Consider the following 21,752-nt stretch of genomic DNA (forward strand, 5'->3'; position numbering starts at 1 on the left):
CGGATGAAAAGGGTCGAGCCTTCCGAGTTCGAGCGCAATTGCGCGGACGCTGCCGGCGCTCCGGATGTGTACGACGAGCCGGTGATCCGCACTCAGATGAACAAGGGCGACTGGGCTATCCTCGGCATCCTCGCACTGATCTGGGGCGGCGCTTTCGTATTCATCGGCGTCGCGGTCCGGCACGTGCACCCGCTGACCTATGTCTGGCTCCGCCTGACGATCGCGGCCGCCGCCATGTGGGTTTTTCTGGGCGTAAAGCGCCAGAACGTGGCCCTTCCGCGGGCAGTTTGGGGCTCGATCCTGCTCCTTGCACTTCTCAACAATGCCTTGCCGTTCACTCTGTTCGGCTGGGGGCAGACGCATATCGCCAGCGGCCTGGCGTCCATTCTCAACGCGACCACACCGATCTGGGGAGTCGTCGTCGCGCACTTCCTCACGCACGATGAGCGCATGACCCGCCGCAAGGTCGCCGGGGTTCTGCTGGGTTTCGGCGGCGTTGCAATCATGATCGGGCCGTCCCTCCTGTCTAACATAGGCACGGACGGGATGGCGCAGCTCGCCTGTGTTGTCGCCGCCCTCAGCTACGCCCTTGCGGCGGTGTGGGCGCGGCGGTTCAAGCGAATGGGCCTGTCGCCGATGTCCGTGACGATGGGCCAGCTGACTGCAGGCGCCGCGATGATGCTGCCCCTGGCGCTGTTCGTGGACAAGCCATGGACGCAGCCAATGCCGCCGATCGAGGCATGGGGGGCAATCGCGGCCCTGGCGTTGATGTGCACCGCCTTCGGCTATGTGCTCTATTTCCGGCTGATCGAGACTTCCGGCGCCACTAATGCCCTGCTGGTGACGCTCCTCGTGCCACCCGTGGCAATCGTTCTCGGCGCGCTGCTGCTCGGTGAAACGCTGGCTCCGCAGGACTTCATCGGTCTTGGACTGATCGCGCTGGGACTCGCCGCTATCGACGGCCGGCTGCTTGATGTGCTGGCATTCCGGCGCCGGATTCCGAAAGCAGCTTAGCGGCCTCCGGACCCGTCCAGTCGAGGTCGCCGACGTACCGCCAAACCTCCTTGCCATTGTCGAAAAGGATCGTCGTGGGCAGCACCTGGACCCCGAGCGCGCCTGACACCTTCATCTGTGGATCCTGCTCGAGTCCGAGTTCATTGATCTTCAGGCGGACATAAAATGCCTCGATCGAGGCCTGCGGGCCCGTGTCCTGATTCAAGGCGACGACTTCCAGCCCGCCCTTCTCGGAATATTTTCGTGAAAGCGCGCTGAGAGTCGGCAGTTCCTTGATGCACGGCGCACACCAGGTCGCCCAAAAATTGACCAGAACTGGACCGCGATAGTCGGTTAGGCGGGTCTCGGAGCCATCGGGGCCCAGATACGGAATATTCGGTGCCGGCTTACCCGTGTGGCTGCGGTCCACACCCTTCACCGCGCCTGCCTGCTCGGACGCGGACGGCTGGTTCGCGGTCTCTTCCTGAGGCTTTGAGCAGCCGGCGAAGAGCAGAAGCGGAATTAAGGGGAGGAGCGCGCGCATGGGTCGCGGCTGGCGCTAGCCTGACGGAGCGGCTAGGCCAAGCGCATGTCTCGCTCGCGGCTCGCACTACTTGCCCTGATTGCCCTTTTGGGCGGTTGCGGCAGCGTGACCGACCTGAAACCTGCCCCGGGCGAGCACCTGCCGGTGAAGCCGGCGATGGCGCGGACCACGCCTACTCCCGCGGAACTGCTCACCGCTCCAACCTATGCAAAGCCGGACCGCGTAGACGAGCTGGTCAAGCGGTCTCAGCCGCGCCACGTCGATCCCTTCGACCTGCCGCCGCCGACAGGAAGCGCGGCGCCCCCCGAGCCGGCCGGCACCGACCCTGAGCCGGCAACCAACGAAACAGGACCTGTCGTCCCACAATGACCAATCGCGTTCGCAAGGCCGTCTTCCCCGTGGCGGGTCTCGGCACCCGCTTGCTGCCAGCCACCAAAAGCATCCCGAAGGAGATGGTTACGGTCGTCGACCGGCCCCTCATTCAATATGCGGTCGACGAGGCGCGCGAAGCGGGGATCGAGCAGCTGATCTTTGTGACGGGCCGCGGGAAGGCCGCGCTCGACGATTATTTCGACATCGGGTTCGAGCTGGAAGCGACCATGCGCGACCGGGGCAAGAGCCTCGATTCACTGGCATCCTCGCGCTCCGGGTTCGGCGAGGTTGTGAGCGTTCGCCAGCAGCAGCCGCTCGGCCTTGGTCATGCGGTCTGGTGCGCGCGGCATATTGTCGGTGACGAACCCTTCGCGGTGCTTCTCCCGGACGAGCTGATGCTGGGTCGCCCGGGGTGCCTGGCGCAAATGGTCGAGGCCTATGAGAAGACAGGCGGGAATATCGTCGCTGCGCTAGAGGTGCCGGCCGACCAGACGCACAAATATGGGGTGATCGATCCCGGCGAGACAAATGGCCGCCTGACGGAAATTCGCGGGATGGTCGAAAAGCCGGCTGCAGGGACTGCCCCATCCAACCTTATGCTGCCTGGACGCTACATTCTCCAGCCGGAGGTCATGCGCCAGCTTGACGTACAGGAGACGGGCGCGGGCGGCGAAATTCAGCTCACTGACGCGATGGCTAAGCTGATCGGCAATCAGCCGTTTCACGCGCTGACCTTCGACGGCGAACGCTACGATTGCGGCAGCGCCGAAGGCTTTGTGATCGCCAATCTCGCTGTCGCGCTCCAGCGGGAGGACGTCGGTTCGAAGGTCCGCGAGTTCCTGAAGACCGTTTAAGGCTCCAGTTCGACATCCCAATAGAGATAGTCCCGCCAGCTATCGTGCAGGTAGTTCGGCGGAAAGGCTCGGCCATGCTCCTGCAGCTGCCACGTCGTCGGGCGGATCGGCTCGCGGTGCGGATGCATGTGCGCTTCGAAAGGAGTTCGCCCGCCCTTCTTCAGATTGCAGGGCGCACAGGCGGTCGCGACATTCTCCCACGTCGTGCGGCCGCCCTGCGCCCGCGGAATGACGTGATCGAACGTAAGCTCACGCGCGGAGCTGCAGTAGACGCAGCGGAATTTGTCGCGGAGAAACAGATTGAACCGGGTGAACGCCGGATATTCGTTCGGGCGGACGTAGTCCCGCAGCGCGATCACGGATGGCAGCTTCAGCGCCATGCTCGGGCTGTGCACTTCGCGGTCGTAATGCGCGACGACGTCGACCCGTTCTAGGAACATCGCCTTGATCGCGGTCTGCCATGGCCACAGCGACAGCGGGTAATAAGATAGAGGCGTGTAATCAGCGTTGAGGACCAGCGCCGGGCAGCTGTCGGGATGTCGGATCAGCTCAGGATGATACATGCGAGCGCCAAAAGCCTTTCGTTCGGTCGGTCCGAACTCCAGCTCCCCGGCCCCGTCGCACGCAAGGAGGAGAGGGCGTCACGGCCCGTCTTCCCTTGTTGACCGCCGGATGCCAACCCGACGTTACAGCAACATGAATCGAAGATTGCGGATTCGCCGTCAAGGGGGACGAGGGTGAAGGTATCGCGTTTCGCGCCATCTCCGACCGGAAGGTTGCATCTCGGCCACGCTTTCAGCGCCGTCCTGGGGCTCAATCGCGCTCGCGACAGTGGTGGCAAATGGTTGCTCCGGATCGAGGACCTGGACCAGACGCGAAGCCGCCCCGAGTTCACCGACGGCATTTATGAAGACTTGCGCTGGCTGGGCCTGCATTGGGATGAGCCGTTGCTCGTCCAGTCCCGGCGCGGCGCTGCATATCTCGACGCTCTCGAGCAATTGCGGGCGCAAGGGCTGGTCTACGCCTGCTTCTGCACCCGGTCCGACATAGCCGCCGCTCTGCAAGCGCCGCATGGAAGCGCGGGGACCAGATATCCGGGGACGTGTCGCGATCTGCCGGACAATCCCGAGCTACGGTCGAAGACGGCCCACAGCTGGCGGCTCGACGCCTCGAAGGCGCTCGCCCGCGCCGGCCTCCCGACCTGGTCCGAAGGCGGCGAACGCTTCGCAGCCGGGGCCTCGGATATCGACGACGTGATCCTCGCGCGCAAGGACGCACCGGCAGCCTATCATCTCGCGTGCGTCGTCGACGATGCCGCGACCGGCGTGACGTTGGTCGCGCGCGGTGAAGATCTTCGCTCGTCGACCCCAGTGCAGCGCCTGTTGCAGATGCTGCTCCATCTGCCGCAGCCGGACTATCTCCATCACCCCCTGGTGCTTCATGAAGATGGGCGCCGCCTCGCCAAGCGGGATTTGGCGCCAACCCTGGCTGCGATGCGCGAGGCTGGCGTGGATGGCAGGAAGCTCGCCGCCAATCTTGCCGAGGGGTGTCTTCCGGCTGGTTTTCGGCTTCGGCGAGCCTAAATAGGCACGCATGACACTTCCCCTGATGATCCTGCTTCTCCTCGCGATGGCCGCGACGGCTTACGTGCTCGTTCGCGGAGTGATCGCCATGGCCTCGGGCAAGGACGTGACCGGAGAACAGCAGCAGAGCTGGATGCGTCGCCGCGTCCTCTTTCAGGCCGTCGCGATCGTGCTCGTCGTCCTGATCCTGATTGTCGCGGGCGCGTCCGGGCGATAACCAGCTTACCTTGGTCAAGCTCAACAAGATCTACACGCGCACCGGTGATTCCGGCAGCGCCGGGCTCGTCGACGGATCGCGCGTAAGCAAGTCGGGCCTCCGAATGGCAGCGATCGGTGAGGTCGATGAGGCCAATGCCGCGATCGGGCTGGCGATTGCAGCGCTGAAAGGTGGCGAACTGGGCCTCCGGCTCCTTGCTGCCCAAAATGACCTGTTCGACCTGGGAGCGGATGTTGCAACTCCCGGTGAGGTCGACGGCGCCTTGCGGATCATCGCGAACCAGGTCGCTCGCCTCGAGATCGAGATCGACGAGATGAACGCGGAGCTCGACCCGCTGACGAGCTTCATATTGCCCGGCGGATCGCAGGCTGTGGCCGCCCTGCATCTCGCCCGGACGGTGGTGCGGCGCGCCGAGCGGGCCGCCGTCGCTCTCCACGAAGCCGAGCCGCTCAACCCACAGCTTCTGGCCTATCTCAATCGTCTTTCGGATCATCTGTTCGTCGCCGCGCGCTACGTCGCCAAGGACGAAGGCGGTGACATATTGTGGCAGCCCGGAGCGACCAGGACCTAAGTCCGGGCGACTTTATCGCCGTTGTTCGTTAAAGCGGACATGATGGCGACCCTCGCACGCCCAGGGGCAGACCAAAGCCTCGGCCCGCGCCTGTTCGCGACGCGGAAATTGACGCTGGACCTCGCGGCGCCGCTGAGCGATGCCGACGCGACGATCCAGCCGTTCCCCGATGCTTCTCCGGCCAAGTGGCATCTCGCGCATACCACCTGGTTCTTCGAGACATTCATCCTGCGCGACCATGTCCCGGGCTATCGTCTGTTCGACGAGCGCTGGCCCTTCCTGTTCAACAGCTATTACGACGGCGAAGGCCCCCGTCATGCGCGGCCGAAGCGAGGCATGCTCAGCCGCCCGTCGCTGGACGAGGTGAGATCCTATCGGGCGCACGTCGATGACGCGCTCGAGCGTGCGCTGCCGAAACTTGGACCGGTGGCTCTCGATCTCATCGAGTTGGGCATCAATCACGAGCAGCAGCACCAGGAGCTTTTCCTCACCGACATCCTGGCGACGCTCGCGGAAAACCCGCTCGAGCCCGCCTATGGCGAACTGCCCCTATCCGCCTGCTTCGCGATCGAGCCCCTGAGCTTTCATCCGGGGAGGGACGGGGTCGTCGAGATTGGCGCGGCGCAAACCGGATTTGCATTCGATAGCGAGCGACCTCGCCATCGAATCCACTTGGCTGGGCACGAGATCGCCAACCGCAAGATCACGAACAGGGAATGGCGAGAATTCATCGATGACGGCGGCTATCGCACGCCGACTCTTTGGCTGTCCGAAGGTTGGGACTGGGTCCAACGCGAAGGCATCAGCGCACCGCTTTATTGGCACGAAGACAGCACCGAATTTACGCTCGCCGGCCGGCGTGAGGTCGATTGGGCCGCACCGGTTGCGCATGTCAGCTATTTCGAAGCCGACGCATTCGCGCGCTGGGCGGGCGCGCGCCTTCCATCCGAGGCTGAATGGGAGGATTTCGCTGCCTCTGCCGATCCCAACTTGGGCAACCAGCTCGACTCTGGGGACGCCGTCGCGCCGCGGCCGGGCGGCGGCATGTTCGGTGACGTTTGGGAATGGACGCAGAGTGCCTTCGCCGCATATCCCGGCTTTGCACCGGCGGCAGGCGCGGTCGGCGAATACAATGGCAAGTTCATGTGCAGTCAGTTCGTGCTGAAAGGCGCGAGCTGCGCCACTCCCCGCGGTCACAGCCGAGCTTCCTACCGCAACTTCTTCCCGCCGAGCGCGCGCTGGCAGTTTACGGGGGTACGGCTTGCTCGCGACGCTTGATGAGCAAGCGCAAGCATTCCGCGAGGACGTGCTTGCCGGCCTGTCCGCGCCGATACCGGCAGTTCCCGCGCGCTGGTTGTACGACCGCCGCGGCTCGGAGCTGTTCGACGACATAACCAGGCTGCCTGCCTATTATCCGACGCGAACCGAAACGGGGCTGCTCAACGAGGTCATGCCAGACATCGCGGCTCGCATTCCTCGAGGCGCGGCAGTCGTGGAGTTCGGCGCCGGATCGCAGACGAAGACACCGATCTTGCTTCGCGCGATCGCGCCCGCTGCCTACGTCCCGGTCGATATTTCGGGCGATTATCTGAACGACAGTGCGGCTGAGCTTCAGGCAAGCTTTCCGGGCCTGGAAGTCTTGCCGGTCGTCGCGGATTTCGTCCGCTCCTTCAACTTGCCTGAAGGCATCGACAGCTTGCCCAAGCTGGGCTTCTTCCCCGGTTCGACTATCGGCAATTTCGTGCCGCGAAGCGGGACCGATCTGCTGCGCCATTTTCGGGCGCTGCTCGGAACGGGCGCCCTTCTTTTGATTGGCATGGACCGCGTCAAACCGATCGAGCGACTGCTGGCGGCTTACGACGATCCGGCCGGCGTGACCGCCGAGTTCAACTTGAACCTGCTCGAACGCATCAATCGCGAGCTGGACGGCGACATTCCGCTGGACGCGTTTCGTCATGAAGCGCGCTGGAACGACATATTGTCGCGCATCGAGATGCATCTCGTCGCCAGCCGCGACGTCGAGTTCAGCGTCGCCGGCCGCCATTTCCGTTTCTCCGCCGGGTCATCGATTCATACCGAGAACAGCCACAAATACGGACCGCGGGGGGCGCGGCTGATGCTGCTCGCGGGTGGATGGACCCCGATCGCGGAATGGACCGACCCCAATGATGACTTCGCCGTCATCCTGGCGGAGGCGCAACCGAACCGTTTCGCGCCCTGATTGCCGACCCGCAGACGCCCCGCTAAGCCGCCGCGATGGTCTACGCGCTTATCGATATTGCAAACCTGCTGCTCAGCGTCGTCACCTGGATCATCATAATCCAGGTGATCCTCAGCTGGCTGTTCGCGTTCAACGTTCTGAACACCAGTTCCAGCGGCGTGCGGGCATTCGCGCTCGCGCTCGAGCGGATCACAGATCCCCTCTACCGGCCCATCCGCCGCCTTCTTCCGGACTTCGGTGGAATCGATTTCTCGCCTTTGGTCGTGCTGATCCTGATTCAGGTACTGCGAAAGCTGCTGGCGGGCGTCGCGATGTCCTACGCCTACGGCGGCGCATGACGGCCAGTCGGATCGACGGAAAAGCGGCGGGCGTCGCGGTACGAGAGCGTGTCGCCAAAGGCGTCCGCGCCTTCGAGCAGCGCGCCGGGCGCCCTCCGGGCCTCGCCACCGTCCTGGTTGGAGAGGATCCCGCGAGCGCGGTCTACGTGCGGTCGAAGAACCGCGCGACCGCGGAAGCCGGCATGGCCAGCTTTGCGCACAATCTTCCCGACACCACGTCGGAGTCCGAACTGCTGCAGCTGGTGGCGGACCTCAACGCAGACAAGCGCGTGGATGGAATCCTCGTCCAGCTGCCGCTGCCGAGCCATATCGACGAGAAGAAGGTCATCGCGACCATCGAGCCGTCGAAGGATGTCGACGGCTTCCATGCGATGAACGCGGGACGGCTCGCGACGGGGCTGGACGCACTCGTGCCGTGCACTCCGCTCGGCTGCCTCTACCTTCTGAAAGCTGAGCTCGGCGATCTCTCTGGACTGGATGCCGTCGTGATCGGCCGCTCGAATATCGTCGGCAAGCCGATGGCGCAGCTGCTCCTGGGGGAGAATGCGACCGTCACCATCGCCCATTCCCGAACCCGTAATCTGGAAGAGGTCGTCAGCCGCGCGGACATCGTCGTAGCGGCCGTTGGTCGTCCCGAAATGGTGCGTGGCCATTGGATCAAGCCGGGCGCCACTGTCATCGACGTCGGCATCAATCGCCTGCCGACCGATGACGGCAAGGGGAGGCTAGTCGGTGACGTGGCCTTTGACGAGGCGGTGGAATTCGCTCGCGCGATCACTCCCGTTCCAGGCGGTGTCGGCCCGATGACCATTGCCATGCTGATGCGGAACACGTTGGTCGCCGCCCACCGTCGCGCAGGCCTCGCGGACCCCGAGAACCTATGATCGAGCTGTTCGGATCGGCGCTTGCCACCTTCCTGGTGATCATCGATCCGCCGGGTTGCGCGCCGATCTTCGCGAGCCTGACGCGGGGCGCGTCCGCCGCCGAGCGGCGGAGCATGGCGCTGCGGTCCTCGCTGATCGCCTGGGCGATCCTGATGTTCTTCGCTCTGCTCGGAAAACCCATGCTGCATGCGCTGGGCATAAGCCTGGCGAGCTTCCGCATAGCCGGCGGGATCATGCTGTTCTTCATCGCCATCGACATGGTGTTCGAGCGTCGGACTGAGCGACGCGAGAAACGTGCGCAGGAGATCGAAGCCACGCCCGAGGCCGAGGACATCAGCGTCTTTCCGATGGCGATCCCCATGATTGCCGGCCCGGGCTCGATCGCGAGCGCAATGCTGTGGGTCTCCCGCGCCGACACTCCTGGTCAAGTCGTCATCGTTCTTGCTGCGATCACGACCGTAATGCTTCTCACGGTCGTCACCTTGCTTGCGGCAGGACCGCTGATGCGGCTCATTGGTGAAAAGGTCGAAGCGATGATCACCCGCATCCTCGGCGTCATCCTCGCCGCGCTTGCCACGCAGTTCATCGTCGACGGGCTGAAGCAGAGTTTCCCGAGCGTCCTCGCCTAGGCGACGATCTTCCACATCCGGTAGGGCGAGTCCTTGGGCAGCGGAATCGGCTTCATCCAGCCCGGCACCTGCCCATGCTCAAGCTGCATGTAAAAACCCTTCGGCGTCTCGCTCATGAAGATCGTGGCGGTGGAGCTGTTCGGGCAGCTTAGAACGTAGGTCGCCTTATATTTGGCAGCGATCGCCCGCGCCTGCGCGGCATCGCCTCGCCAGAATTTCATGACGTCGGCGATCTGCTCGCCATTGCGATGATAAGGCCCGGTGACGGCGTCGTGATGCGTTACGGTGATGAGCCGGGGCCCGAGGTCCACGAATGTCATGACCATGCCTCGAGGCTGCTGCGCGATCGGGTGCAGGCCCCATAGTGACGCACAAAGACGATTGGCCACGCCGATCGATTTCTGGAACGGCGTCGTTTTTTCCGCAGGCACGAGGTTGAGTATGAGCGGCACGAGCGCCCCCGCGCAGACGATGACGGCTGCCGTAGTGCCTATCACTCGAACCGCCGAGACCCGGGAGTTCCAGAGGGGCGGAAGGAGAGTCCAGGCCAATGTCGCGGCGCCTACGGTGGCGAGCATCTGCGCCGCCGGACCGGTCCGCGTTTGCCAGAACAAGAGAAGCAATGCGGCAAAGCCCGGCATCGCAGCGCCGATCGTGCGGCGCAGCAATTCGCGATCGCCCCGTCGGAGCCAGATCAGCAAGCCCCATCCGATCGCGCCCGTAATCGGCAAGGCGATGATCAGCGGCGCAATGCGCCACCCGTGCCGGTAGAAGGGCCGCGCCTCGCGCACATGGCTCAGCCATAATTGCTCGACCTCCGGCGACACCCCCTCGAGGCGCTGCAGGCAGTGCGGCCAGGCGAGCGCGTGAAATGCCGCGACGGCCATTCCCGCCACTGCAGCCAGAGCCAAACGGCGCTTCCAGTCGGCAGGCGACAGCAACGCGAGGAGGAAGAGAAGCGCGCCAGCAAGCACCGCATCGGACAGCCAGACAGGGGAAAGCGCGTCGCAGACCGCCGCGCGGTTGTCGTTCGAAGCAAAGAGCAGGAACGCCAGAGACGTGCCTCCGCCGAGGGTTACGGCATATGGGCGAAGCCGGTCGCGCTCGGCCGGATCGTCGATCCAGAACAGGACCATCGTTACCCCGAATATGGCGAGGTAGATCAGCATCTCGAGACCGATGGCGAGCGACAGCGATGAAGCCACGCCAAGCGTGATCCCGCCCCTGATGCGGTTCGGGTCGGCGATCGCCGAGACGCTGAGCGCCAGGAGCGCCAGCTGCCATCCGTGATGATCGATCCTCATCGGCATGAACATGCCGTTCGTCGACGCCGCGAAGATCAATGCCAGGAAGGCAAGCGGATAGGCTCGCGGATCGATCAAACGCCTGACGGTCAGCGCGATCGAGAAGAGCAGGAGAACATAGGGGATCATCGGCGCAATGGCCGCTGCGATGCGGTCCGCTCCGGCGCCCGCGATTGGGCGGAACAGCAGGATCAGGCCGGCGATGGGCAGATCCACCAAGCGGGACCAGTGGATGTTGGCGCCGGTGGGCGGGTTCAGGCGATATTGCCGCAAGTCAAACCAACCTTGCCCGTTCAGCAGGGCGCGGACCTGCATCATCCGCATATTGTCGTCGGTGTCTGGCAGCGCGAAGAAGCGGATCACCTCGGCTTTGTTGATCACGAAATATAAAGCGAAGCAGATCGCGGCGAGGGCAACGAACCACCGCCAGCGCTGGGCGAGCGTCTCAAGCCCCCGCTCCTCGAACGTCTGATCCTTGCGCGCCGACATTTTTCGCGCTGTAGCCGCTCGACTTCAAACGGCAAGCAGTCGGGGCATGGCGACCAAGTTAAACGTCGATAAGGATACTTTTGGCCAGCTCGTGCGGTTCGGCATCGTCGGCTTTTCGCTCGCCGGCGTGTATTCGGCCATATACTGGTACCTCGCGACCTATGTGATGTCTCCGGTCCTCGCGGTGGTGATCGCCTTTCTCGTCGCGGTCAGCATCGGTTTCGTGCTTCACAGCCGGTGGAGCTTTCGCGGCCATGGCAAGAGCGAAGACCGCCGCATGAAGATCAAGTTCCTTGCCGTTCAGGGATCCGGCTTCGTCCTCAACGAGATCTTCACCTGGGTTCTCACCGGCCCGATGCACGGCCCGACCTGGTGGCCGCTCATCCCCGCGATTTTCGTGACCCCCCTCGCGACCTTCGTCCTCAACCGCCAACTGGTTTTCCGCTGATGGAACGCATCGTCTACGAACAGATGGCCGAGCTGGATCAGCGGCACTGGTGGTATCGCGCCCGTCGAGAGGTCCTTGCGGCGCTGATCCGCCGGCTCGCGCGCCCGCCGCGGGACGCCCGAGTGCTCGAGATCGGCTGCGGCACCGGTCATAATCTGACGATGCTTGGGGAGTTCGGGCGGGTCGATGCGCTGGAGCTGGACGAGCAGGCGCGGGGGGTCGCGGAGAAGCGGCTGGGCCGTTCCGTCATGAGCGCGCCGCTGCCCGAGATCGCGGGCGTGCCCGACGCTCATTACGACCTGATCGGCGCTTTCGACGTTATCGAGCATATCGACCATGACGCGGCGGCGATCGCGACGATCTCGTCCAAGCTCAAGCCGGGAGGAAAGTTCGTGATGACCGTTCCCGCGCATCAGTGGATGTGGTCGGCACATGACGTCGTGAATCATCACAAGCGGCGTTATTCGAAGCGTCAGCTACGTCGTCTGATCGACGATTCCCCGTTGCGTCTCGAGAAGGTTGGCTATCTCAACAGCCTTCTGTTCCCGCTGGCCGTCGCGGAGCGCATGTCATCGAAGCTGCGCGGCAAGGACAATGCCGACATCGCGCTTCCGCCGGCACCCTTGAACAAGGCGCTGGAGCGGGTCTTCGCGGCGGAGCGTCACTTGATCGGCAGGCTGCCGCTGAGCGCCGGGCTCTCCTTGTTCGCCGTCGCCTCGGCGATGTGACCGAGCCGGCCGGGATTATGACCGTCGCCGGCAATCTCTTGCACTATGTATAAAGGCCGGCGCTTCGATTCATTGTAGAGCCTGCCGATATATTCACCCATCAGCGCCAATACGAACATCTGAACGGCACCGAGCACGACCACTACTAACATCAGCGAGGTCCAGCCCGGGACGTTTCGTCCCACCGACCATGCATAGGCGATGTAGAGGATCAGGAGCACCGACCCGACGGACAATGCCAGGCCCGCGTGGCTGGCCAGCTTCAGCGGCGCCGACGAGAAGCCGGTCAGCGCGTCGAGCGCGAACCGGAACATCTTGTGGAACGGATATTTGGTCTCGCCCGCGAAACGCTCGGCGCGGTCATAGGCGAAGGGCACCTGCCGGAAGCCGATCCATGCCACCATGCCGCGAATGAACCGCGCCTGCTCGGGCATCGACAGCAAGGCATCCAGCGCGCGACGGCTCATCAGGCGGAAGTCGCCCGCGTCGAGCGGGATATCGACGTCCGTGGCACGAGACAGCAAGCGGTAGAAGCTATGCGCGGTAAAGCGCTTGAACGCGGTTTCGCCCGCCCGGCTCTTCCGCACACCGTAGACGACGTCCGCTTGCTGGTCCTGCATCGCTTGCATCATCGCCGGAAGCAGCTCCGGCGGATCCTGAAGGTCGGCGTCGATGATCAGGATATACGCGCCGCGGCAGAGATCGAGCCCGGCAGTCAGCGCCAACTGATGACCGTGATTGCGGGACAGGTTGACCGCCATCACGTGCGGATCGCCCGCAGCGATCTGCTGCATCAGCGACCAGCTCAAATCGCGGGAGCCATCATTGACGAGCACGATCTCGAAGTCCTCGCCAGCCGCAGCTTGCGCGGCCTTGGCCAGCCGCTCATGGAGCGCCGGCAAGCAGGCTTCTTCGTTGAAGCAGGGAACGACGATCGACAGCCTCATCAGTGCAGCCGATAGAGTATGGAGCGGTCGTTGCGCCAGACCGGCGTGAGTCCCTCGACGAGATGCGGATCGACCGGCGGCGCGTTCAGCAGCCAAAGGTAATCGAACGCATCTCGCGGCAGTTGCGGCAAAGCCCTCTCAACGAACCAGCCGCCCCGGCCCCGACAGTAGGACGGCCGAGTGATCTGTGAGGGATCGGCCCTGAACTTCCCCGCCTGGTGATATTTTAGGTCCAGCAGGTTCAGTCCCTCCATCACCCATTGATCGTTGGAGAAGCCCTCACGCCGAACGATGACCATCGCGCCCAGATGGCTGTTGCGCGGAAGCGCCCAGACGCGCCCGCATTCACCCTCGTCGGTGATCCATGCCACGCGAGCTCCCATGGGGATGTGATCGAGCGCCACCAGCTCGGCTTTCTGCTCGTTAGCCGCAATCGCCAGGCTGGCGGTGTTGGCCCCCAGACGGATGACGCAAAACGCCAACCCAGCGATCGCGAGCGTCCGGGCCAGGGGAGGGTAGGTCTCTCCCCTGGAACGGATCGCCAAAACCGCCGTGGCCAATACGTAGGGAAGCAATCGCATATCGGCGTAGGTCGATCCGAACACTGTTCGGGGAAGGATGAAGAAGCAGACCAGCAGCACGAAAGCGGTGAAGAGCAGGTTGCGGGAGAAGGTCAGCCGGCGGCTAATGAGGGCGGTGAGCAGGACCAGGCCGACGGCGCACAAGGAGGCGATGTCGAACCAGTGCCAGCGGTCCCGAAGGACCATCTGCAAATACTTCCACTTGAAGTCCCAGTCGAACCAGCCGCGTGTCATGCCGCCGTGAGCCTCTCGACGCCAGGCGATGGTGATGAAGATGGGGATCGCCATGACCGACGCATGGAGCGCGGCGTTCACGCCCGAACGAAACCAGCCCCTGCCCTCGTCATGCTGACGGACCGCCTCCGCGGAGAAGCACAGGAGGCCAAGCATTCCCCAGCCGAAGGTGTGCGCGAAGAAGACGACGATTGAAATCGGGACGAAAAGGACCGCTCTCAGGCGGAGCTTCTTTCGCGCGCCCAGGTTAAGCCACAAGCCGAAAGCAAGAAAGGCAAGCGCGACCGACAGTGCGAAATTGACGAAGCCGAACATGAATGGGTGGCTGTAGGCGAAGGGCAGTGCGAACAGCGCCGTGGGCGGCACCCGGTGGTGCACTTCGTACGCGACCCACAGGAAGCCCGCCACGGTCATCGGCGGGATGCACAGCACGATCAGCTTGACCGCGGTCTCGAGGCCGAGCAACCGGCCGAGCGGCATTACGAGCAGGTCAACGCCGAGGTTGCCGATCGCTGCCCAGTGAAAGCCGTAGTAGCGATGCAGCCAGGGCGAGCTGTCGATGTCGAGCTGAACGCGGTAGCGGCCCATGTGACCGAACAGGTCCACCAGCGGCGGGATCGGCGGGTAGAGCAACGGGACCGTGGCAAGAAGGACCAGGGCCAGCATGAACCACGGCCGTTCCCACCATCCGATCGGTTCGCCGGTGCTCAGGTTGGTGGGGGGATTAAGCATTCTGCCCTGTTAAGTGCCGCCGGCCGTAATTAACCGGGCCGTTAGCAGCGAAAGGGAAGCGATAGCTAGAAGGGGATGCCTCGACCGCATGCGCGCTCCTGAACATTTTTGGTTAACGCTTTTCACCTAAGCCCTCTCCGAAAGCGTCAACAGGCGCGTGTGGGGGAATATCGCCTTTATGTCAGTGGAGCCGAACAGCGCTTACTGGGCCGAGCAGCTCGTCACGCAACTGCCTCGGCCGCAGGACCAGCCGCGGCACACTCCCTTGCTGCTGTACGGAATATTGTGCTTTTCCGTTGGCCTTCTCGCTTATCTGACGGGCGTTCTGCTGGTGTTCCCGCGCTACCTGCTGGGCCTCCATGCGCAACTCGATCCCATCGCGGAATTGCTGGTCTGGTACAGCGGCATGCCGATCGTGCTCGGCCTCGGCCTCGCGCTCGTCGACCTGCTGGTCTTCCTCACGCGCAAAAAGCCCGCCGTACCCGTTCGCTACGATCCGGTGCAGACGCGCAAGGTCACGGTCGCGCTGACCGCCTATAATGACGAGGAAAGCATCACCGAAGCGGTGGAGGATTTCCTTTCGCACCCGCTGGTGGCGCGCGTCATCGTCGTCAGCAACAATAGCAGCGATGCAACCTTCCCCCGAGCCGAAGCGGCCGGAGCGATCACGATCAACGAGGAGGCGCCGGGATATGGCCGCTGCGTCTACCGCTGCCTGCGCGAAGCCGTTCGCTATACGGACACCGACTATGTCGTGCTTTGCGAGGGCGACCGGACGTTCCGCGCCTACGATGTCGAGAAGCTGCTCGCTTATGCCCCTCACGCCGACATCGTAAACGGCACCCGAATCGTCGAGCCGCTGCGCCATTACGTCACGCAGCTCAGCACCTTCATGTATTACGGCAATCTTTTCGTCGGAAAGCTGCTCGAGGCCAAGCATCTGGGGCGGAGCACCATCACCGACGTTGGGACGACCTACAAGCTGTGCCGGCGAGACTCGCTGATGCGGCTGCTGCCAAGGCTCGACCCGGCCGTGAACCTGGAGTTCAACGCGCATTTCCTCGACACTGCGCTGGGTACAGGCCAAGTTCTGCTGGAATGCCCGATCACCTTCCATCCCCGAGTAGGGGTGAGCAAGGGCGGGAACGTCAACAATTGGCGGGGCTTCACCGTCGGAACGCGCATGATCATGGGCCTGGTGTTCGGATGGAAGCGGCTCGCGTGATCGAGGGCTATCACGATACGCGGCTCGCCCATGACCCGCGACGCGACACCGTCTGGAAAGCGCTTTGGCGTTACTACTTCCGCCATCGCGTGAGGCCTTCGGACACCGTCCTCGACCTCGGCTGCGGCTACGGCGATTTCATCAACAACGTGGTCGCGAAACGGCGCATCGCGCTCGATCTCTGGCCCGGCTTCGAGCGGCATCTCGATGAGGATGTCGAAGCTGTTGTGGCGCCCGTCAGCGACCTGTCCAAAATCGCCGCGAGTGTCGATTTCGCATTCGCGAGCAACTTGTTCGAGCACGTCACGCAGGATGAATTCGCGGCTGCGCTGGCAAGCCTTCGCGAAAAGCTTTCGCCCGACGGATCGCTGACGATCCTCCAGCCGAACTATCGCTACGCCTATCGTGAATATTTTGACGATTACACCCACGTCAGCATCTATTCGCACATCAGCCTGTGCGATTTCCTCGCGGCGAACGGCTTCGAGCCCGTCGAAGTGCGGCCGCGATTCCTGCCGCTCACGGTGAAGTCTCGACTTCCGACCTGGAGCCCCCTGATCGGGCTTTATCTCAACTCTCCGGTAAAGCCCCTGGGCAAGCAGATGCTGGTCCGCGCGCGCCCGATACGGCGATGAACGCGCCGACCACCTTCAAGCCGGTCGAGACGCAAGCTGCGATCACGGCGCCTCGAATAGCGATCGGACTGCTCCTGGCCATTCTCGTCTACCGCTTCGCTTTATTTGCGGCGTCGGGCATCGGCGCTGTCGGATATCCGTGGGAGCTCGATTACGGTGAAGGCATCGTCTGGCAGCAGATGCGCCTCATTTTCACCGATCAGGCATACGGGCCGATCGACCATTTCCCGGCAATCGTCTTCCACTATCCTCCGCTCTACCACGCCCTAACATCCGTAACCGCCAGCGCCCTCGGGACCGACGAGCTCGGCACGGGACGCGCGATCGCACTTCTCTCGACGCTCGCTTCAGCCATCGCCTCGGGGTTCCTCGTCAACCAGCTGCTCAAGGAACGCGCGCCATCCATGCGGCGCCTGTGCTCCTGCATCGCCGGGCTGCTGGTGTTCACCACGGTGCCGGTCATCCACTGGGCTGCGCTGATGCGAGTCGACATGCTCGCCATTGCGCTCAGCCTGTTCGGACTCCTCTTTACCTTCAAGGCGCTCGAACGCCCGCAGCTGATCCATGTCGCGTCGCTGCTTTTCGTCGCCGCGGTGTACACCAAGCAGACGTCGATTGCGGCGCCCGCAGCCGCCTTTGCGGTGTTGCTGGCGGCCCGCCCCAGGCTTGCGTTCAAAGGCGTCGCGGGATGCGCTCTCCTCGGGCTTGCGGTGTTGGCGACCCTCAGTTGGGCCACGGATGGCGGGTTCTTCCGCCATATCTTCCTTTACAACGTCAATCGCACCGACCTCAGCCGACTGTCGGCCATCGTCTATGCCGGCACGCTGCACCTGTTCTTCATCGCGGTTGCCGCATTCGTTCTAGCGCGGCGCACAATCGAGCTGTGGAGAAGGTATCGCGGAACGCAGCATCGGCTCGCGGACAGCAATTCCGACACGCGGTTCCTGATTGCGCTCGCCTACGCGCTCACAACGACTGCGATGCTCGTTCTGGTCGCGAAGTCCGGATCGAGCATCAATTATTTCCTCGAATGGTTCTTCGCCATGAGCCTGTTCGCAGCGATGGGACCGGCGGAATTCAGTCATCGCGCCAAATCCCAACTGCAATCGGCAGCGGCGATCGGCATACCGGCGGCTCTTGCGCTGCACGCCTGGTTCGTGCCGTTGCCGCGTTCGGGCTATGATGCCAACAGCGAACGCGGGCAGGCACTTGCGGCATTGTCCCGCGAGATCGCCGCCGCCGACAAACCGGTAATATCGGACGACATGGTCCTTCTGCTCCGCAGCGGAAAACCAGTGCTTTGGGAGCCAGCGATCTTTGCCGAGCTCGCAAGCACGGGAGACTGGGACGAACGGCCGTTCGTTCGGCGAATCCGCAATCGCGAATTCGCGTTCTTCGTGACCTGGGGCCAGCGCGGCTTCGATCGCTTCGATGAGCGATACAATCCCGCTGTGGCGGACGCGATCGATGCGGCCTATCCGATCAAGCAGCGCGCCGCCGGCCTGATCGTCCATCGCACTGCAGCGCGTTAGGGCTGTTCAACCCGAATACAGCTTAACAACGGTAATCCTCCCCTCGACAAACATTCCCGTGGAGGAGTTTCAGATGAAAAAGTTCTTGCTCGGCGGCGCCGCCGCGGCAGCGGTCGTCGCCTTCACCCCCGCCCTCGCACAAACACCGCCGGCGCAGGGGCCAAAGGCTTGGCAGATGAAAGTGGAGAATCGCGCCGAGGTACAGGAGCATGCGGCGAAGATGTTCGCGCGGCTCGATGCAAACCGCGACGGCTTCCTAACCCAGGCCGAAGCCGATGCAGCGCGCGCGCAACGTGCGGAGAAGCGGGAGCAGCGCGCCGAAAAGCGCGATGCGCGCCGCGACCCGGCTAAGATGTTCGCCCGGCTCGACACGAACAAGGACGGCAAGATCACTCAGGCCGAGGCGGACGCCGCGCGCAGCGCCCGCATGGTGGCAAAGGGCGGTCAGCCGGCACAAGCGCATGCGACCGCCATGGGTGGGTTGTTCGCGCGCGCCGACACCAACAAGGATGGCGTCATCACGCGCGCGGAGTTCGATGCCGCCCCGCACCCGCAGCGGGGCGAGATGCGGCATGCCGGCCTCCGCGGCGGCCATGAAGGCGCGATGTTCGGGATGGCCGACGCCAACAAGGACGGCCGTGTTTCGCTCGCCGAAATGCAGCAGACGGCTCTGCAGCACTTCGATCGCGCTGACCTCAATCATGACGGCAAGGTGACGCCCGAAGAGCGCAGGCAGGCGTGGCAGCAAATGCGGGCTCAGCACAAAAGCTGATCGTCAGAACAAGGACTCGAAAGGGCTCGGCAGACGGCTGCCGGGCCCTTTTTACTTTGCGAGCTCCGGCACCTCCGAGCGGCGCTTGCGCGGTGACGGCCTTTTCGGCTGATCGAGCGCCGCCGAGCGATATCGTTCCTCCGCCTCAGCCATGTAGTCGCGCGTGATCGGAAGCGCGCGCCGGTCCCGGACATATTGGACCTGGTAATTGCAGGCGGCGCCGGTCTCGAACATCACGATGCCGCCAGCGAGATAATATTCCCACATGCGGAAGAAGCGCGCGTCGTACATCGCCTCGATCTCCGCCCTGCGTGCGGTCGCGCGCTTCAGCCAGTGACGCAAGGTGTAGGCGTAATGCAGCCGCAGATTTTCGACATCGCTGGCGATAAGCCGCGCCTTCTCGCTCGCAGCCGTCATCTGGCTGAGCGAGGGCAAATGATAACCGGGGAAGATATATTTGTCGGTGAACGGGTCCGGCCCCTTCGACACCTCGCCGAGCTTGCCGATCGTGTGCAGCAGCATCACGCCCTGAGGCTTCAGAAGCTCGCGGCATTTCTCAAAGAATTCATCGTAATGCGCTGCGCCGACATGCTCGAACATGCCGACCGAAACGATGCGATCGAACTGCTCGTCGAGCTTGCGATAATCGATGAGCTCGAACTTCACACGGTCGGCGACGCCGGCTTCCGAAGCGCGCTTGCGCGCGATCTCAAGCTGCCGTTCGGAGAGGGTGACACCAAGCACGTCGACCCCCGCCACCTTGTTCAGGTAGAGGGCCATCCCGCCCCAGCCACAGCCGATGTCGAGGACGCGCATGCCCGGTTCGAGCGCAAGCTTGGCCGCGATGTGGGCTTTCTTGTCGGACTGCGCCTGTTCGAGGCTGTTGGCCGGGTCCGTGAAATAAGCGCAGCTGTATTGCTTGTCCTCGTCGAGGAAGAGCTCGTACAATTCATCCTTCAGGTCGTAGTGATGAGCGACGTTGCGGCGAGCGCGCTTGAGGTCGTTGCGCCTGAACAGCCTCAGCAGCTTGGTCTTGCGCTTGTTGAGCGCCTTCCGCTGTCCGCCGCTGTCCTCCCAGCGATTGGGGCTGAGCACCAGCTCCATCAGATCGAGGATCGTGCCGTCCTCGATGATGAGGCGCCCGTCCATATAGGCCTCGCCGACCGCGAGCTTCGGGCGGCGGACGATCTGGAGAGCAGTTTTCCGATCGGTCAGGCGCACCGTCAGGTGACGGCCGCCGCCGGGCCCGAATGTCTCGGGCGGTCTTCCCGGCATCGATACGGTCAGGCTGCCGCTTGGAAGCAGCTTCTCGATTAAGCGCCCGATGACTGCCATCTCGTTTATCCTTTGCTCGCCGAGACCGTGCCACGCGACCGCCAGGCCCGCAACTGAAGTGGCGCTTGGTACGCATGCCGCTATAGCAGCCGGCGATGGCCGACCAGCCGAACAGGCAAGAATATCGCAGCGGGCATGACCTGCGCACCCTGCGCGATGCGCTGGGCTGCTTCGCGACGGGGGTTACGGTCGTTACCTGCCTCGCCGAGAATGGGAAGCCGGCCGGGCTTACCGTGAATAGCTTCACCTCCGTCTCGCTCGACCCGCCTCTGCTGCTCGTCTGCCTGGCAAAGAAGGCGGCCAGCGCGGAGGCGCTGATCGCGGCCTCGCATTTCGCGGTGAACGTGCTGCAGACCGGCCAGCAGCCTGCCTCGATCCGGTTTTCGACGCGCGACGAGGACCGGTTCGGCGCCACGTCCTGGTCATGCGGGGAGGCGGGGGCGCCGATCCTCAAGGACTCGCTCGGCGTCTTCGAATGCGAGCGGTTCGGAGTGCATGACGGCGGCGACCATCACATCCTGGTCGGGCGGGTGGTCAAGGCCAGCTTCGATGCGACGCTGGATCCGCTGCTCTATTTCCGCGGGAAATACCGGCGGCTGCACTTCGATTAGTCGACGATCAGCTCTTCCGGATGCTTCGTCAGCCGGCGGACGATTGCAGCGATGATTCCACCGGCCGCGAAGCCGACGACCGCGCCGCCGAGCGCGCTGACCGCCCAGGAGATCAGGCCCTTCGCCGCGCCTACGGCCTCGGCGGCAGCATGTCCCAGGTCATGGATGAAGCGGGGCACGGCTTCGAGGACGTGAAGCTCCTCCAGGCCGTGGACGAGGATTCCACCGCCCACCCACAGCATGGCGGCGGTACCAATGCCGGAGAGGCCGGTAAGGAGGCCCGGCACGATCCGGACCAGCGCATTGCCGACCGCGCGCGCCGCAGATGCCGACTGATCGGCCAGATGGAGGCCGATGTCGTCCAGCTTCACGATCAGGGCGACGACCCCGTAGACGCCGAACGTGATCGCGAATGCGACCGCGACCAGCGCGAGGGCGGTCGTCACCAAGGTCAAATGGTCAAGGCTCGCGAGCGCAATCGCCATGATCTCGGCCGAGAGGATGAAGTCGGTGCGGATCGCACCTTTGACCTGCAGCTTCTCGAGCTCCGCGGGATCGACCATGGCGTCGACCAATTGCTCCTCATGCTCATGCTCGTGGAGCAGCTCCTCGAGGATCTTCTCCGTGGCTTCGAAGGCGAGATAGGCTCCGCCCACCATGAGAAGGGGCATGATCAGGAAGGGAGCGAAGGCCGTCAGGAGCAGCGCCGCGGGAAGGAGGACCAGCAATTTGTTCCTGAGGCTGCCCACGGCGATCTTGGCGATGATCGGCAGCTCGCGCTCAGGAGCAAGGCCGACCACGTAGCGCGGCGTGACCGCCGTGTCGTCGATGACCACGCCCGCCGCCTTGGTGCTCGCCTTTCCGGCCGCCCCTGCGACATCGTCGAGCGACGAGGCGGCAAGCTTGGCGATGGTGGCGACATCGTCGAGGAGCGCGAGAAGGCCGGAGGGCATGGCGGCCGCCCTAGGCGAAC

Annotated in this window: 25 protein-coding genes; 18 read left to right on the top strand and 7 right to left on the bottom strand. The window is 63.8% G+C overall.

The features are described 5' to 3' along the window. The first annotated feature begins 3 nt into the window (after positions 1-3). On the top strand, positions 4-1,014 hold the full coding sequence (locus LZ538_RS12035) for a DMT family transporter (protein WP_249832277.1): 1,011 nt from the start codon (positions 4-6) through the stop codon (positions 1,012-1,014). Here the strand turns inward: LZ538_RS12035 and LZ538_RS12040 are convergent. Then, complete coding sequence (locus LZ538_RS12040; RefSeq protein WP_249832278.1) at positions 953-1,537, bottom strand: TlpA family protein disulfide reductase; 585 nt, start codon at positions 1,535-1,537, stop codon at positions 953-955. The two genes, LZ538_RS12035 and LZ538_RS12040, sit on opposite strands and share 62 nt — an antisense overlap. 45 nt (positions 1,538-1,582) lie before the next feature. On the opposite strand from LZ538_RS12040, the gene LZ538_RS12045 reads away from it, so the two are divergent. Together LZ538_RS12045 and LZ538_RS12050 are read left to right on the top strand one after the other, a co-directional pair. Next, complete coding sequence (locus LZ538_RS12045) at positions 1,583-1,906, top strand: hypothetical protein (protein WP_347402772.1); 324 nt, start codon at positions 1,583-1,585, stop codon at positions 1,904-1,906. Then, positions 1,903-2,763: a UTP--glucose-1-phosphate uridylyltransferase gene (locus LZ538_RS12050; RefSeq protein ID WP_249832279.1), complete on the top strand. Its 861-nt coding sequence runs from the start codon at positions 1,903-1,905 to the stop codon at positions 2,761-2,763. Before LZ538_RS12045 ends, LZ538_RS12050 begins: the two co-directional genes overlap by 4 nt. Here the strand turns inward: LZ538_RS12050 and LZ538_RS12055 are convergent. Then, on the bottom strand, positions 2,760-3,326 hold the full coding sequence (locus LZ538_RS12055; protein WP_249832280.1) for an HNH endonuclease: 567 nt from the start codon (positions 3,324-3,326) through the stop codon (positions 2,760-2,762). The two genes, LZ538_RS12050 and LZ538_RS12055, sit on opposite strands and share 4 nt — an antisense overlap. Before the next feature lie 174 nt (positions 3,327-3,500). On the opposite strand from LZ538_RS12055, the gene gluQRS reads away from it, so the two are divergent. From gluQRS to LZ538_RS12095, 8 genes are read left to right on the top strand one after another with little or no spacing between them, the layout of a single operon-like run. Beyond that, the gene (gene gluQRS, locus LZ538_RS12060; protein WP_249832281.1) at positions 3,501-4,346 is read left to right on the top strand and encodes a tRNA glutamyl-Q(34) synthetase GluQRS; all 846 of its coding nucleotides are present in this window, start codon (positions 3,501-3,503) and stop codon (positions 4,344-4,346) included. A 10-nt stretch (positions 4,347-4,356) separates the two neighbouring features. Next, positions 4,357-4,563, top strand: coding sequence for a twin transmembrane helix small protein (locus tag LZ538_RS12065; protein ID WP_249832282.1), 207 nt, complete (start codon positions 4,357-4,359; stop codon positions 4,561-4,563). A gap of 10 nt (positions 4,564-4,573) precedes the next feature. Then, positions 4,574-5,134 carry a cob(I)yrinic acid a,c-diamide adenosyltransferase gene (locus LZ538_RS12070; RefSeq protein ID WP_249832283.1) on the top strand — a complete coding sequence of 187 codons (561 nt, stop codon included), beginning with the start codon at positions 4,574-4,576 and terminating at the stop codon, positions 5,132-5,134. A gap of 42 nt (positions 5,135-5,176) precedes the next feature. Beyond that, entirely contained in the window at positions 5,177-6,412 is a 1,236-nt protein-coding gene (egtB, locus tag LZ538_RS12075; RefSeq protein ID WP_249832474.1) for an ergothioneine biosynthesis protein EgtB, read from the top strand. Continuing rightward, on the top strand, positions 6,396-7,355 hold the full coding sequence (gene egtD, locus LZ538_RS12080) for an L-histidine N(alpha)-methyltransferase (protein ID WP_249832284.1): 960 nt from the start codon (positions 6,396-6,398) through the stop codon (positions 7,353-7,355). Before egtB ends, egtD begins: the two co-directional genes overlap by 17 nt. A gap of 35 nt (positions 7,356-7,390) precedes the next feature. Then, positions 7,391-7,693, top strand: a complete 303-nt coding sequence (locus LZ538_RS12085) for a YggT family protein (RefSeq protein ID WP_249832285.1) — start codon at positions 7,391-7,393, stop codon at positions 7,691-7,693. Continuing rightward, on the top strand, positions 7,690-8,577 hold the full coding sequence (folD, locus tag LZ538_RS12090; RefSeq protein WP_249832286.1) for a bifunctional methylenetetrahydrofolate dehydrogenase/methenyltetrahydrofolate cyclohydrolase FolD: 888 nt from the start codon (positions 7,690-7,692) through the stop codon (positions 8,575-8,577). The genes LZ538_RS12085 and folD overlap by 4 nt, the downstream gene beginning before the upstream one ends. Beyond that, entirely contained in the window at positions 8,574-9,206 is a 633-nt protein-coding gene (locus LZ538_RS12095; protein ID WP_249832287.1) for a MarC family protein, read from the top strand. The genes folD and LZ538_RS12095 overlap by 4 nt, the downstream gene beginning before the upstream one ends. On the opposite strand, the gene LZ538_RS12100 is transcribed toward LZ538_RS12095, so the two are convergent. Continuing rightward, the gene (locus tag LZ538_RS12100; protein WP_249832288.1) at positions 9,203-10,999 is read right to left on the bottom strand and encodes an AcrB/AcrD/AcrF family protein; all 1,797 of its coding nucleotides are present in this window, start codon (positions 10,997-10,999) and stop codon (positions 9,203-9,205) included. The two genes, LZ538_RS12095 and LZ538_RS12100, sit on opposite strands and share 4 nt — an antisense overlap. A 46-nt stretch (positions 11,000-11,045) precedes the next feature. On the opposite strand from LZ538_RS12100, the gene LZ538_RS12105 reads away from it, so the two are divergent. Together LZ538_RS12105 and LZ538_RS12110 are read left to right on the top strand one after the other, a co-directional pair. Beyond that, positions 11,046-11,447, top strand: a complete 402-nt coding sequence (locus tag LZ538_RS12105; protein ID WP_249832289.1) for a GtrA family protein — start codon at positions 11,046-11,048, stop codon at positions 11,445-11,447. Then, complete coding sequence (locus LZ538_RS12110) at positions 11,447-12,175, top strand: class I SAM-dependent methyltransferase (protein ID WP_249832290.1); 729 nt, start codon at positions 11,447-11,449, stop codon at positions 12,173-12,175. The genes LZ538_RS12105 and LZ538_RS12110 overlap by 1 nt, the downstream gene beginning before the upstream one ends. Here LZ538_RS12110 and LZ538_RS12115 read toward each other — a convergent pair. Together LZ538_RS12115 and LZ538_RS12120 are read right to left on the bottom strand one after the other, a co-directional pair. Then, on the bottom strand, positions 12,109-13,122 hold the full coding sequence (locus tag LZ538_RS12115; protein ID WP_249832291.1) for a glycosyltransferase family 2 protein: 1,014 nt from the start codon (positions 13,120-13,122) through the stop codon (positions 12,109-12,111). The two genes, LZ538_RS12110 and LZ538_RS12115, sit on opposite strands and share 67 nt — an antisense overlap. Beyond that, positions 13,122-14,669, bottom strand: coding sequence for a hypothetical protein (locus LZ538_RS12120; RefSeq protein ID WP_249832292.1), 1,548 nt, complete (start codon positions 14,667-14,669; stop codon positions 13,122-13,124). The genes LZ538_RS12115 and LZ538_RS12120 overlap by 1 nt, the downstream gene beginning before the upstream one ends. Before the next feature lie 178 nt (positions 14,670-14,847). On the opposite strand from LZ538_RS12120, the gene LZ538_RS12125 reads away from it, so the two are divergent. From LZ538_RS12125 to LZ538_RS12140, 4 genes are all read left to right on the top strand, one after another. Next, positions 14,848-15,894 carry a glycosyltransferase gene (locus LZ538_RS12125; protein ID WP_249832293.1) on the top strand — a complete coding sequence of 349 codons (1,047 nt, stop codon included), beginning with the start codon at positions 14,848-14,850 and terminating at the stop codon, positions 15,892-15,894. Further along, positions 15,876-16,529, top strand: a complete 654-nt coding sequence (locus LZ538_RS12130) for a class I SAM-dependent methyltransferase (protein ID WP_249832294.1) — start codon at positions 15,876-15,878, stop codon at positions 16,527-16,529. Before LZ538_RS12125 ends, LZ538_RS12130 begins: the two co-directional genes overlap by 19 nt. Then, on the top strand, positions 16,526-18,061 hold the full coding sequence (locus tag LZ538_RS12135; protein ID WP_249832295.1) for an ArnT family glycosyltransferase: 1,536 nt from the start codon (positions 16,526-16,528) through the stop codon (positions 18,059-18,061). The genes LZ538_RS12130 and LZ538_RS12135 overlap by 4 nt, the downstream gene beginning before the upstream one ends. 73 nt (positions 18,062-18,134) lie before the next feature. Continuing rightward, positions 18,135-18,833 (top strand): CREC-EF hand family protein, encoded by a 699-nt coding sequence (locus LZ538_RS12140; RefSeq protein WP_249832296.1) that lies wholly within the window; start codon positions 18,135-18,137, stop codon positions 18,831-18,833. A gap of 51 nt (positions 18,834-18,884) precedes the next feature. Here LZ538_RS12140 and LZ538_RS12145 read toward each other — a convergent pair whose 3' ends face one another. Then, positions 18,885-20,168, bottom strand: a complete 1,284-nt coding sequence (locus LZ538_RS12145) for an SAM-dependent methyltransferase (protein WP_249832297.1) — start codon at positions 20,166-20,168, stop codon at positions 18,885-18,887. Between the two features lie 95 nt (positions 20,169-20,263). On the opposite strand from LZ538_RS12145, the gene LZ538_RS12150 reads away from it, so the two are divergent. Next, on the top strand, positions 20,264-20,779 hold the full coding sequence (locus tag LZ538_RS12150) for a flavin reductase family protein (protein WP_249832298.1): 516 nt from the start codon (positions 20,264-20,266) through the stop codon (positions 20,777-20,779). Here LZ538_RS12150 and LZ538_RS12155 read toward each other — a convergent pair. Then, complete coding sequence (locus tag LZ538_RS12155) at positions 20,776-21,732, bottom strand: DUF808 domain-containing protein (RefSeq protein WP_249832299.1); 957 nt, start codon at positions 21,730-21,732, stop codon at positions 20,776-20,778. The genes LZ538_RS12150 and LZ538_RS12155 overlap by 4 nt on opposite strands. Positions 21,733-21,752 lie beyond the last annotated feature (20 nt).

The organism is Sphingomonas hankyongi (assembly GCF_023516575.1).
In the GTDB taxonomy this organism is placed as follows: domain Bacteria; phylum Pseudomonadota; class Alphaproteobacteria; order Sphingomonadales; family Sphingomonadaceae; genus Sphingomicrobium; species Sphingomicrobium hankyongi.